The organism is Acidimicrobiia bacterium (assembly GCA_040880805.1).
In the GTDB taxonomy this organism is placed as follows: Bacteria; Actinomycetota; Acidimicrobiia; order IMCC26256; family DASPTH01; genus DASPTH01.
On record JBBDHW010000058.1, the window covers coordinates 1 to 11,795 of the forward strand.

Genomic DNA, 11,795 nt, shown 5'->3' on the forward strand with positions numbered 1-11,795 from the left:
GCTGGGCGAACACCTGCAGCGTCTCGCCCAGCACCTCCTCCTCGACGATCTCGAACGGTGCGCCCGGGCCGCAGATGGCCTTCCAGATCTCTTCCGGCAGCAGCTCGTCGTCGTGCCACCGCATCGTCACGCCCATCTCATTCGATTTGGCACGCATGCGGTCAGCCGGCCGGCGCCATGAGCGCGGCGGTGTTGTCGTGACAGATCAGCTGGATCTCGGCGTCGGCGAAGCCGGCGGCTTCGAGATCGCGCACGAACGACAGCGGCTCCACGAGGCCCTCGGTGTGCGGCCAGTCGGAGCCCATGAGCATGTGGTCGGCGCCGATGAGTTGGCCGAGTTGGTCGAGATTGTTCTCGTAGAACGGCGACACCCACACGTTGCGCGTGAACACCTCTCGCGGATTCTCGGCGAACGCGCGCGGCTGCTGCTTGTAGACCTTGCCGAGCCGCTCGAGGAGCGGTGCCACCCACTCCGAACCGGTCTCCACCGCGACGAGCTTCACCTTCGGGAAGCGCGTGATCACTCCGTGCAGGATCACCGCGGCCAGAGTGTCGGCGATCGGCGTCGCCGACATCGCCGAGCGCATCAACCGGAAGCGGAAGGCTTCGGCCTCGCCGCCTTCGCCCCACATCGCGGGGATCTGGTTGTACGCGCTGTCGCCGCCGTGGTAGCCGGCCACGATGCCGGCCTCGACGATCCGCGCCCATACCGGATCGAACACCGGGTCGCCGGGCGACTTGAAGCCCTCGGGCGTGCGCACCGGCCCGTACTGGAAGATCACGAGGCGCGCACCGCGGTCGAGCACCCACTCGAGCTCGGCCACGCACTCGTCGACGTCGGAGAGCGTGAGGTATGCCGCAGCGAAGATCCGCTCCTTGTAGTGGAAGCCCCAGTCGTCGTCGAGCCACCGGTTGAACGCCCGGAACGCGGCGCGCGCCGCGGGGAGGTCGTCGCGCAGCGCTTCCTCCATGCCCACACCGAGCGTCGGGAAAAACAGCGCGCCATCGATGCGCTGCTCGTCCATCACCTTCAGACGGATGTCGCGGTCGCGGTACGCAGGGTCGGTGGGCTCGAGCTCGCCGAACAACTCGACAACACCGGCACCAGCTTCGTTGTGCCCGCGGAAGTACTGCTCGAGGCTGCCCGGTCGAGACAGCCGGTCGAACGTAGGGTTCGGAATGAAGCGGTTGACGCGACCGCCGACGAGCAGCCGTGTCTTGCCGTCGATCTCTGCCCACTGCATCGCGCGCTTCGCGTACTCGGGCTCGATGTGACGCGTGAACGCGTCCATCGCTTCGTAGTAGTGGTTGTCGGCGTCGAAGCCGCGTAGTTCACCGTGTGCACTCATGTCGTCAACGAACCTCCGTTGATCCCGATCGTCTGACCGGTCACCCATTCGCCTTCGGACGCGAGCCACGCGACCGCGGCCCCGACGTCTCTCCCCGTTCCCGCGCGTCCGACCGGAGCGGCGGGCCGCAGACCCGGGACACCCTGGCTCGCGGCATTCTCCATCAAGCCGAGCGCAAGCGTGTTGGCGGTGACACCGTACTGTGCCGTCTCGAGCGCGAGGTGGCGCATGAACGCGATCGCGCCGCCCTTCCCCGCCGCGTAGGTCGACACGCCGATGTTGAGGCCTTGCACGCCGGCGCCGGATGAGATCGTGACGATGCGCCCGAACCCCCGATCGCACATGCCGTCGATCGTCGACTTGACGCAGTTCAACACGCCGTACACGTTCAGGTCGATGCTCCGGTGCCACTCCCCCGGATCCAGGTCGCGGAACTGCACGAGTCCGCGCGGACCTTCCTGCACAATGCCGGCGTTGTTCACCAGGATGTCGACCGGCCCGAGGTCGATCTCGACCTGCTGCACGCCCGCGCGCACCTGCTCCAGGTCGGTCACGTCGAACGGTGCCCGCACCGCCCGTCCACCGGTGTCCACGATCCATTTCGCCGCCGCCTCGGCGCGATCGGGGAAGAGATCGTTGACGGCGACCGCGGCGCCGCACTCGGCGAGGGTCTCGGCGATGCCCGCGCCCACGCTCTGCCCGGCGCCGGTGACCAGCGCGACCCGGCCGGTGAGGTCGAACATGCGTCCCCCTTTCGCTGACTTGGCGCACGGGCTCCCGGGCCACGGACGGCCCGCGGCAGGGTTTCGTACCATACCGGAATGAACCTCGGCGAGGTGCTGGCGCGGCTCGGCGTGCGGCGCGTCTTCGGCGAGCCGATCGCGGGATCCGACGATCCGGGCATTCGCGACGCGAACGCAGCGCGCTTGCTCGCGGAGGCCGACGGCGCGGTCGGGTCTGGGCTCGGCGCGTGCTTCGACGGCTCGGTGCTCACGCTCACGTCACGGCCGGGGGCGGCTGCGGAACGCGTGTATGCGTCGTCGTCGTCGGACGTCGTGGACGCCGTCGTGCACGCGCACGAACGCGGCAGCGGTGCGATCACGGTGGAACTCGGGTTCGATCCCGCACGCGACGACGCGGACGTGGTCACGGCCCCGGTCGTGCGCGACCCGAGCATCGCGCCTGCATTGCCCGCACCGGAGCTGCCGACGAGCGGCGGACCGTTCACGTTCGACCTCGTCTTCGCCGGCTCCGAGGTGATCCGCGCCGGCGCGGTGGAGGCATTGCGCGAGCTCGCCGACCGGACCGGCCTCGGCGTGCTCAACGTGTTCACCGCCAAGGGGCTGTTCCGGTGGGACTCGCCGTACCACCTCGGCACCGCCGGGCTGCAGCTCCACGACTTTGCGCTCGCCGGCCTCGCGCCGAACCGGCCGATCCTCGCGGTCGGTGTCGGTGTCGACGAGTGTCCTGACCCGATCCTTCGCGACGCGGGCCTCTCCCCCGACGGCGCGTGGCCGGTCACGCGGGTCGCGACCGAACGGCTCACCTCGGTCGGAGATCTGGTGCTCGGCGATCTCGTGCGCGCCGCGCACACTGGGCCGCCCGTGCTGGGTGAGCTCTACCAGCGGCTGTCGGGCGTGGCGCAACCGCTCTACCGCGTGGAGGACGTGCCGCTGAACCCGGCGCGCGCGGCGGCGGACGTCGGCGAGTCGCTCCCCGAGGGTGGCGTGGTCACACTCGAGCCGAGCACCGCGGGCTGGTGGATCGCGCGCACGTTGCCCACCACGCAACTCGGCAGTGTGCGCGTGCCTGCCGCCGGTCGACCCGGGCTCGCGGTCGCGGCCGCGCTGCTCGCGTCGATCGAGGGAAAGCCCGCGGTCGCGGTGGTCGAGGCGCCGATCGGGCCGGAGAACCGTGCGCTTATCGAGCTCGCCCGTTCGCGTGACACCGATCTCGTCGTCGCGGTGTGGGGCAACGACGGCGACATCGCGTCGCCCGAGGACCACCGCGAGCAACTGCGCGCCGCGCTCGCGAAACCGGGGGTGACCGAGCTCCCGGTACCGGTTTCCTTCGCGGCTGCCACCGAATTGCTGACCGAAGCGGCGGGCCCACTCGCGGCATGGGGCGCCTGATGGCCGGGACCGGACCACTCCAGGGCATTCGCATCATCGACCTTTCGATCGCGGCGACCGGCCCGCTCGCCTGCGCGCTCCTCGCCGACCAGGGCGCCGAGGTGATCAAGGTCGAGCGGCCGGGCATCGGCGACATCGGGCGCTGGGTCGGCGTGTCGGTGAACGGCATGAGCGCGCTGTACGCGGCGTGCAACCGCGGCAAGCGCTGCATCGCCGTCGACGTGCAGACCGACCAGGGTCGTGACATCGTGCGCCGACTCGCGCAAGACGCCGACGTGTTCGTGCAGAACTTCCGCCCGGGCACGCTCGACCGTCACGGCCTCGGGTACGCCGACCTGCGCAATGGGCACGACGACCTCGTCTACGTGTCGCTCTCCGGCTTCGGGGCGGTGGGTCCGTACGCGGAAAAGTCGGCCTACGACACGGTGATCCAGGCATACGGCGGATTCGGTGCCAACCAGGCCGATCCGGCCGACGGCAACCCGGTGTTTTTGCGCCAGACCGCGGCCGACAAGGTCACCGCATTCACGGCCGCGCAGGCGATCACCGCGGCGCTGCTCGCGCGCGAGCGCGGTCACGGCGGCCAGCACGTGGAGCTCTCGATGCTCGACGCCGTCGTGTCGTTCTTGTGGGCCGACGCCGCAGGCAACGAAGTGCTGATGGACAGCGACGGCTCGCGGCCATCGAGCTTCGTCGCGACGTTCCGCCCGTTCCGCTTCCTCGACGGCTGGGGCATCGCCACGCCCACCAGCGATCACGACTTCGTCGGCATCATGCGCGCGTTCGGCATCGAAGGTGCGGGAGACCCGCGCGTCGCGACCATCGCCGAACGCGTGCAGCACGGCGACATGACCAGCCAGATGATGAACCAGTGCTACGAGGTCGCGGCCACGCTCACGACCGAGGACGCGATGGCGCGATTGAACGCGCAGCGCGTGCCGTGCGGTGTCGTGCTGTCACCGGCCGAGCTGGTCGACGACCCGCACGCGCAGGCGATCGGGCTCTTCGTCGAGCGCGAGCATCCGGTGGTGGGAAACCTTCGCCTCCCCCGGCATCCGATTCTCTTCAACGAGACGCCCGCAGAGCTCGGCACCGGTGCGCCCGCGCTCGGCGAGCACACCGACGAGATCCTCGCCGAGATCGGCTTCGGCGATCGCGTGGCTGACTTGCGCGCCGACGGCGTCGTGGCGTAGAGCGACCATCACGAGGAGGTGGCCATGCCGAGGGGTCCGATGCTGGACGACAAGGTGGCGATCGTCACGGGCATCGGGCCCGGGATGGGGCGAAGCATCGCGCTTGCCCTCGCCCGCGAGGGCGCCGACATCGTGCTGGCCGCACGCCGCGAGGAGCGGTGCAACGCCGTCGCCGACGAGATCCGCGAGCTCGGGCGCGTTCCCCTGGTGGTATCCACCGACATCTCCAAGCCGGCCCAGTGTGACGATCTCGTCGACGCCGCGCTCGAGCACTTCGGCGGTGTCGACGTCTTCGTCCAGAACGGCCACCACCCCGGCGACTGGACGGCGGCCGTCGACGCCGACCTCGACTCGTGGCACGAGATCATGGAGATCAACTTCTTCGGCGCACTGAAGCTCGTGCAGCGCGTCGTGCCGGTGATGGCGGAGCGCAGCGGCGGCCGGATCATTCTGGTGAACTCGGGCGCGATGATCAGCAACCCGGCGACGATGGGTGCGTACTCGGCGTCGAAGGCCGCGCTCGGAAGCCTGGTGCGCACACTGTCGAACGAGGTGGCGACGACCGGCGTGCTCGTCAACGGTGTGACGCTCGGGCCGGTCCAAGGTGAGAACTACTCGCGGTTCGTGCCGGGCGAGACCGACGAGGAGAAGGCAGCGGCGGTCGAGGAACGGGGTCAGGCGTTGCCGCTCGGCCACATCCCGACCCCCGACGAGTGCGCGGGCGCGGTGCTGTTCTTCGCGTCCGACCTGTCGGCATCGATTACCGGTCAACATCTCGCCGTCAACGGAGGTCAGTGGGTGTCATGAAGACCTATCGAGTGATCCAGTGGGCCACCGGCTCGATCGGGCAGATCTCGATCCAGTCGTTCGTGCGCAACCCGCAATTCGAGCTGGTCGGCTGCTACGTCACGTCGGCCGAGAAGGTGGGCCGCGACGCGGGTGAGCTTGCGGGCATCGACCCCATCGGCGTGATCGCAACCAACAACGTCGACGAGATCCTGGCGTTGGACGCCGACTGCGTGCACTACGCGCCGCTCTACGTCGACCTCGACGCGATGTGCCGGATCCTCGAATCGGGCAAGAACCTCGTGACGCCTTCCGGCTTCACTTTCGCCGACTCCACCCGTCCCGACGAGGTCGAGCGCTTGCGCACGGCGTGCAAGGAGGGCAGCACCTCGCTGCACGGCACCGGCATCCACCCGGGCTTCTCGGGTGACCTCCTGCCGATCACGATGGCCCGCCTCAGCTTCTCGATCGAGCAGATCATCGTGCAGGAGCTGGCCGATCTCCGCCGGCACCCGTCGAAGAAGATGGTCTTCGACGGCCTCGGCTTCGGACGTGACCCCGACGAGGCGCGCGCCAACCCGAGCCCGCTCGTGCTCACGATGGACAACATCTTCCGCGAGTCGCAAATGATGGTCGCGGCAGCGCTCGGCCTGGAAGTTGACGAGTACACCCACGAGTACGACGTCGCCGTCACCAAGCGGCGGCTCGAGATTCGATCGGGCGTGATCGAGAAGGGCAGGATCGGCGGCGAGCGCTTCGAGTGGATCGCGTGGTCCAACGGCAAGCCGCGCATCGTGTTCCGCTCGTTCTGGAAGGCCGACGACGACCTCGAGCCCAACTGGGACCTGAAGCACCTGAAGTACCAGCTGATCATCGAGGGGGTGCCTTCGGTGAACGTGACGCTCGAGCCCGCCGCGTCGCACACCGGGCGTGACGTGGAGGAGACCGACGACATGGGCATCTACGGGCGCTACTGGACCGCGATGAACGGCGTCAACGCGATCCCCGCCGTGTGCGAAGCACTCCCCGGCATCCGCACCCACCTCGACCTGCCCTTCGTGCAACCGAAAGGCCTGTTCGACTGACCACCCCCCCACGCAACTTGCGTCAGCTGTGGGCGCTATACGCCCTCTGCTGACGCCGGTTCGTTGGTGGGGGCGTCGTGGTCGTCGATCCAGGTGTCGATGCGCTTCCACCACTCGAAGAGCCAATCGATCAACAGCTCTTCGTCGTGGGGCACCTCGGCCGCGGGCACGCGCCAGTAGCGGGCGTGAACCGGCCGGCGGGCGGGAAGCGTGCGCACGATGTCGGCGAATGTCCCGACCTCCTCGAGCACGGTGTGGGCGACGAACACGACGTCGGCCTCGGGCGCAGCGAGGATGGCGGCGAGCACCCCGCCGTGCTTCGGTGGCAGCACGTTCGTCAGATCCTCCGCCCGTTCCGCGTGCTCGTGATGACCCTCGCTGCGGAGCCGCGCGATCGCCTGGTCGCGGAGCTTCTCGGTGAAGTCGTGCCCCTCCGGAAAGATCACGAACGCATCGAGGTCACCCATCTCCGCCGCCAGCCGAGCCGCGGCCGCGCGGTTGGTCTCGCTCTTGGCGGGGTCGCGGTCGATGAACAGATTGGGCAGCCGGTTCCCGAGGATGTCAAAGACCGGCTCCCACTGCAGCAGCGCGAGCATCACCACGCGCGGCCGGCGGCGAAAGCTCGAGAGCATCTTGCCGACGAGCATCAGAGAGTTGCCGAGACCGGCGTGACGGCAGCACACGAGCACGGGTCCGGGCTGATGAGGCCCGTCATCCACGACGACGATCCGGACCCTGAGCAGTGTCTTCGCGGCGACTGACAGTGCGCGCAGCCAGAAACGCATGAAGCCGTAGTGCGCGGTGTCCATCCACCGGGCGCGCATCCAGAGGCCGAAGCCCGAGAGGATCCAGAGCCCGAAGAGCGCCATGATGCCGACGACTTCGAGGACGAGGTATGCGACACCGAACAACGTGAGCAGGAAGAGCCGCGCACCGTCTCGCCGGATCAGGTCCACGACAGCCGCGACGACCAGTATCACCGGCGAGAGCACGATGAGCACGAGGCACAGGACGATGACGAGCGGAGCGACCACGAGCCGCCGGACGATCCGTGGCGGCGGCTTGATCACATCGCCGCCAGGTACTCGACCGTCGCCGCGTGTGCGCGTTCCATGCGCTCGCCGACGTTGGAGAAGTCGCGGTACCGGAGTTGCGAGAGGTCACTGAAACGCGGAGGGTCGGGGTCACCGGTCGGGAGCACGTGCGCGACCACACCATCGGGCAGCGTCGCGAGGTCGCGTACGAACCGGTGCCGGCGGGCGATCTCGAACGAGACCGCGGCGACCTCCCATGGGTTGCGCGGGGCAACGAGTGGCTGGTCGATCCGTCCCACGTGCAGGACGTAGATCTCGGTCGCGCCGAGCGCAACCGCGCGCTGGATGGGAACGCTGTTCACGATCCCACCGTCGAGGTAGTGCTCGCCGCCGATCTCGACGGGAGGCAGCAGACCTGGTACCGCGCACGACGCGAGGATTGCGTCCACGATCGGTCCGTCGGCGAACCACTCTTCCGCCGCGCGCTCGATGCACGCGGCGACGCACTGGAACGGCACCTCCAGCTCGTCGAAGCGAGTGACCGGCAGCAGCCGCTCGATCAATGCGCGCAAGGGCGCGTTCGAGTGCACATGGGTACGCGTTCGTACGAGACTGGTCGCGCCCCCGAGGAACGAACCTGCGAACACCTTGGCCTTGGCAAGGCCGAGCCAGGTCGAGGCGAGCCGGTCGACCGCGGCAAGGGACGGCTCGGCGGCGATCCCCACTCCGTTGAGCGCGCCGACCGACGTCCCCAAGATCAGGTCTGGCTCGACGCCACGCTCGACCAGCGCGCGCAGCATCCCGACCTCCGCCGCGCCGAGCTGGCCTCCCCCACCCAGCACGAAGCCCGTCGTCATCGGCTCACGATACGGTGTGCTCCTCGGTTATCCGCTCGCTTCGAAACGCATACCGGGGTGGCGGGAGCCGAAGACCTCGGTGGCCATGATCGACGCGAGCTCCTCGGCGCTCCACGCCTTGTCGCCCGACGACACCCACTTCTTCTCGGTCCACCCCTGCATGAGGATGAGACGGTCGTGAACGACCCGGATCACCTGACCGGTCACGTACTGGGCGTCGTCGCTCGCGAGCCACGCGACCACCGGCGACGAGTTCTTCGGGTCCATGCTGTTCCACTCGCCTTCGGGCAGGTCGTCGGGCTCGATCGCTTCTGCCGACCCGGGCACCGTCGCCGTGATCCGGGTGAGCCCGGCGGGCGAGATGCAGTTGGCCGTGACGCCCGTTTTGTAGAGCTCCTGTGCGAGCGTGAGCGTGAGGCCGACGATCGCAGCCTTGGCGGTCGCGTAGTTGGTCTGGCCGAAGTTGCCCCCGAGGCCCGCGCCCGACGTGGTGTTCACGATGCGCGCCTGGAGCGGACCTTCCTTCGCCCGCTCGCGCCAGTGCTTCGACGCGTGGTGCGACGGGCACCAGGTACCGCGCACGTGCACCTTCATGACCGCGTCCCAGTCTTCGACCTTCATGTTCCAGATCGCGGCGTCGCGGACGATGCCCGCGTTGTTCACGAGGATGTCGAGCCGGCCGAAGTCTCCGATCGCCTGCTGGACCATCGCGCCGGACTGCTCGTAGTCGGACACGTCGGCGAAGTTCGGTACGGCCACTCCCCCACGATCGGCGATCAGCTTCACGGTGTCGTCGGCCGCGGTGCCACTACCTTCGCCGCGCTCGGAGCCGCCGAGGTCGTTGACCACGACCTTCGCGCCCTGCTTCGCCAGTTCCATCGCGTGGCCGCGGCCGATGCCGTGCCCCGCGCCGGTGACGATCGCGACCTTGCCGTCGAGCATTCCCATCTCACACCTCGTCGTCTCTGCGTCGTCGTGGTCGCCCGGAACGAGGGCACTGTATATTCCCAGCCTTGATCGAGCCGACTGGCGAGCCCGCACCGGCAGCACTGAGCGGGGTGCGCGTGCTCGACCTGGCCACACTCTTTCCCGCGCCGATGGTCGCGGCGATGCTCGGCGACCTCGGCGCCGACGTCGTGAAGGTCGAACCCACGGGTGGCGATCCCCTGCGTGTGACCGGCGCCATGCGCGGCGACCGCACGTTCGTGTGGGCGCTCGCCGACCGCAACAAGCGCGCGGTGTGCGTCGACTACGACACCGCCGACGGTGTCGAGCTGGTACAGCAGCTCAGCGCGGTGGCCGACGTCGTCGTGCTGAACCAGCCGCAGCGCGTGCTCGAACGGTGGGGCTGCACGTACGACGAGATCGCGGCGCGCAACCCCGGCGCGATCGTGGTGCTGGTGACCGGGTTCGGCGCCGACGGACCCAACGCCGAGCGGGCGGGTAACGGAACCGTGCTCGAGGCCTACGGGGGCCTGACGCACATGACGGGGGAAGCCGATGCTGCGCCGGTGCTGTCGTCGGTGCCGATCGGCGACTACATGGGCGCGTTCTTCGGCGTCTCGGGCGTGCTGGCTGCGCTCTACTGGCGCGACGCACGCGGCGGCACCGGCCAGCTCGTCGACGTGAGCATCTACGAAGCCGTCCTGCAGTTCCTCGGGCCGGCGATGGTCGCCTGGTCGCCGGGTGAGCCGGCACCGGCGCGGACGGGAAGCCGCATTCCGGTCGCCACCCCCCGCAACGTGTACCGCACGGGCGACGCACGGTGGGTCGTGATCTCCGGACCGGTCGACGCGCAGGTGTTGCGGATCCTCGAGCTCATGGGCACCGACACCGAGGACGCGCGCGCGAAGTTCGGACGCGCGACGGAACGAAACGCGCACGCCGACGAGCTCGACGCCCTGGTCGCAGACTGGGTCGGCACACAGGATGCCGCTGCGCTGGTCGACGCGCTGGTCGCGGCGCGGATCCCTGTGACCGTGGTGAACGACGTGGAGAGCCTGCTGGCCGACGCACACGTGCAGGCGCGCTCGAGCATTTCGGTCGTCGACGACCCCGAGCTCGGCACGCTACACATGCCCGCACCCGCGCCACACCTGAGCCGCACGCCGCCGCGCATCACCAGCACCGGCCCTGCGCTCGGCGCCGACACCGACGACGTCGTGCGCGATTGGCTGGGTGAGACATGACCGACGACGCGACCACGCCCCGTCCGCCCGAGGGCGACTGGCTCGGCACGCCCTACGTGCGATTCGAGCGTCACGGAAGCATCGCGCACTGCATGGTCGACCGGCCCGAAGTACGGAACGCGATGACGGGCGCGATGTACTTCGCGGTGCGGTACGCGGTCGACCTCGTGAACCGCGACGACACGCTCGCCGGCATGATCATCACCGGCACCGATCCCGTGTTCATCCCCGGTGGTGACCTCGGCGGCTCGCTGATCGACGACTGGGGCACGAGCTATCTCGGCATGGACAACGTTCCCTTCGACGCGATCCGCAATTCGCGTAAGCCGGTGATCAGCGCGGTCAACGGCATCTGTCAGGGCGGCGGCCTGCTCATCGCGATCATGTCGGACATCGCGGTTGCCAGCGACCGGGCGACGTTCCGCGCGCCGGAGCTGTACCGCGGCGTCGCCGACACCGGATACGCCACGTACCTTCCGGCACAGATCGGCCAGGCGCGAGCCAAGCTCATGCTGTTCACCGGGCTCCGCATCGACGCGCACCAGGCCGTCGACTGGGGCCTCGTGGCCACAGTGGTGCCGCACGAGGAGCTCATGGCCGAGGCAACCGAGCTCGTGAAGGCGTGCTGCCGCTGCGCACCGAACGCCCGCGCCGAGGTGAAGCGCATCATCAGCGAGCGCTACGGCCACTACGACCGCATGACGATGGACGCCGGTCTCGCCGGGCCCGAAACCCTCGAAGGCTGGGAGTCGTTCCGCGACAAGCGCGCTCCGAGCTGGATCCCCGACGACATGCGCGACGACGGGCGTCTCTAGAGCCTTCTCTTACATGCGCGTGTGGCAGGGTGGTATCACAAGACGACGGACGAACGAGAGGGAGACACGATGCCGCTCTATCTATCGAGGTTCAGCTACACGCCGGAGACTTGGGCCAGGCTGATCGGCAACCCAGAGGACCGCCGGAAGGCCGCTCGGTCGTACATCGAGTCGGTCGGCGGGAATCTCCACGGGTTCTGGTACGCCTTCGGCACCCACGACGGCTACACCCTCTGGGAGGCCCCCGACAACGTGTCCATGGCCGCAGTTGCGCTGGCGATCAGCAGCGGCGGTGCGCTGAGCTCGTTGGAAACGACAGTCCTCCTGACCGTCGACGAAACGATGGATGCCCTGC

12 protein-coding genes are annotated in these 11,795 nt (G+C 68.9%); 7 read left to right on the plus strand and 5 right to left on the minus strand.

From position 1 onward, the window contains the following. Positions 1-161: 161 nt before the first annotated feature. The gene (locus tag WD271_15555; GenBank protein ID MEX1009238.1) at positions 162-1,349 is read right to left on the minus strand and encodes an amidohydrolase family protein; all 1,188 of its coding nucleotides are present in this window, start codon (positions 1,347-1,349) and stop codon (positions 162-164) included. Continuing rightward, positions 1,346-2,092 (minus strand): SDR family NAD(P)-dependent oxidoreductase, encoded by a 747-nt coding sequence (locus WD271_15560; protein MEX1009239.1) that lies wholly within the window; start codon positions 2,090-2,092, stop codon positions 1,346-1,348. Before WD271_15560 ends, WD271_15555 begins: the two co-directional genes overlap by 4 nt. Before the next feature lie 78 nt (positions 2,093-2,170). On the opposite strand from WD271_15560, the gene WD271_15565 reads away from it, so the two are divergent. The 4 genes from WD271_15565 to WD271_15580 are packed head-to-tail and all read left to right on the plus strand — an operon-like array spanning position 2,171 to position 6,545. Further along, positions 2,171-3,481: a thiamine pyrophosphate-binding protein gene (locus WD271_15565; protein ID MEX1009240.1), complete on the plus strand. Its 1,311-nt coding sequence runs from the start codon at positions 2,171-2,173 to the stop codon at positions 3,479-3,481. Beyond that, positions 3,481-4,674, plus strand: coding sequence for a CoA transferase (locus WD271_15570; protein MEX1009241.1), 1,194 nt, complete (start codon positions 3,481-3,483; stop codon positions 4,672-4,674). The genes WD271_15565 and WD271_15570 overlap by 1 nt, the downstream gene beginning before the upstream one ends. A gap of 24 nt (positions 4,675-4,698) precedes the next feature. After that, positions 4,699-5,481: an SDR family oxidoreductase gene (locus tag WD271_15575; protein ID MEX1009242.1), complete on the plus strand. Its 783-nt coding sequence runs from the start codon at positions 4,699-4,701 to the stop codon at positions 5,479-5,481. Then, positions 5,478-6,545, plus strand: coding sequence for a dihydrodipicolinate reductase (locus WD271_15580; GenBank protein ID MEX1009243.1), 1,068 nt, complete (start codon positions 5,478-5,480; stop codon positions 6,543-6,545). Before WD271_15575 ends, WD271_15580 begins: the two co-directional genes overlap by 4 nt. Before the next feature lie 35 nt (positions 6,546-6,580). Here the strand turns inward: WD271_15580 and WD271_15585 are convergent, their stop codons facing one another. Genes WD271_15585 through WD271_15595 form a run of 3 tightly spaced genes read right to left on the minus strand, consistent with a single transcriptional unit; the run spans position 6,581 to position 9,384 of the window. Further along, entirely contained in the window at positions 6,581-7,615 is a 1,035-nt protein-coding gene (locus tag WD271_15585; GenBank protein ID MEX1009244.1) for a 1-acyl-sn-glycerol-3-phosphate acyltransferase, read from the minus strand. Then, complete coding sequence (locus WD271_15590) at positions 7,612-8,436, minus strand: patatin-like phospholipase family protein (GenBank protein ID MEX1009245.1); 825 nt, start codon at positions 8,434-8,436, stop codon at positions 7,612-7,614. The genes WD271_15585 and WD271_15590 overlap by 4 nt, the downstream gene beginning before the upstream one ends. Before the next feature lie 27 nt (positions 8,437-8,463). Then, positions 8,464-9,384: an SDR family NAD(P)-dependent oxidoreductase gene (locus WD271_15595; GenBank protein ID MEX1009246.1), complete on the minus strand. Its 921-nt coding sequence runs from the start codon at positions 9,382-9,384 to the stop codon at positions 8,464-8,466. Between the two features lie 65 nt (positions 9,385-9,449). On the opposite strand from WD271_15595, the gene WD271_15600 reads away from it, so the two are divergent. The 3 genes from WD271_15600 to WD271_15610 form a co-directional block, all read left to right on the plus strand. Continuing rightward, a complete protein-coding gene (locus WD271_15600; protein ID MEX1009247.1) occupies positions 9,450-10,625 on the plus strand; it encodes a CoA transferase in 1,176 nt (391 codons plus the stop codon). Further along, complete coding sequence (locus WD271_15605; GenBank protein MEX1009248.1) at positions 10,622-11,440, plus strand: enoyl-CoA hydratase/isomerase family protein; 819 nt, start codon at positions 10,622-10,624, stop codon at positions 11,438-11,440. The genes WD271_15600 and WD271_15605 overlap by 4 nt, the downstream gene beginning before the upstream one ends. Before the next feature lie 69 nt (positions 11,441-11,509). Then, the coding region (locus WD271_15610; GenBank protein ID MEX1009249.1) for a GYD domain-containing protein at positions 11,510-11,795 on the plus strand (286 nt) is incomplete at its 3' end.

Excerpts from the sequence above, each read along its gene's own strand:
- WD271_15555 (MEX1009238.1), bottom strand. The coding sequence starts at position 1,349 with ATGAGTGCACACGGTGAACTACGCGGCTTCGACGCCGACAACCACTAC.
- WD271_15560 (MEX1009239.1), bottom strand. The coding sequence starts at position 2,092 with ATGTTCGACCTCACCGGCCGGGTCGCGCTGGTCACCGGCGCCGGGCAG.
- WD271_15565 (MEX1009240.1), top strand. The coding sequence starts at position 2,171 with ATGAACCTCGGCGAGGTGCTGGCGCGGCTCGGCGTGCGGCGCGTCTTC.
- WD271_15570 (MEX1009241.1), top strand. The coding sequence starts at position 3,481 with ATGGCCGGGACCGGACCACTCCAGGGCATTCGCATCATCGACCTTTCG.
- WD271_15575 (MEX1009242.1), top strand. The coding sequence starts at position 4,699 with ATGCCGAGGGGTCCGATGCTGGACGACAAGGTGGCGATCGTCACGGGC.
- WD271_15580 (MEX1009243.1), top strand. The coding sequence starts at position 5,478 with ATGAAGACCTATCGAGTGATCCAGTGGGCCACCGGCTCGATCGGGCAG.
- WD271_15590 (MEX1009245.1), bottom strand. The coding sequence starts at position 8,436 with ATGACGACGGGCTTCGTGCTGGGTGGGGGAGGCCAGCTCGGCGCGGCG.
- WD271_15595 (MEX1009246.1), bottom strand. The coding sequence starts at position 9,384 with ATGGGAATGCTCGACGGCAAGGTCGCGATCGTCACCGGCGCGGGGCAC.
- WD271_15605 (MEX1009248.1), top strand. The coding sequence starts at position 10,622 with ATGACCGACGACGCGACCACGCCCCGTCCGCCCGAGGGCGACTGGCTC.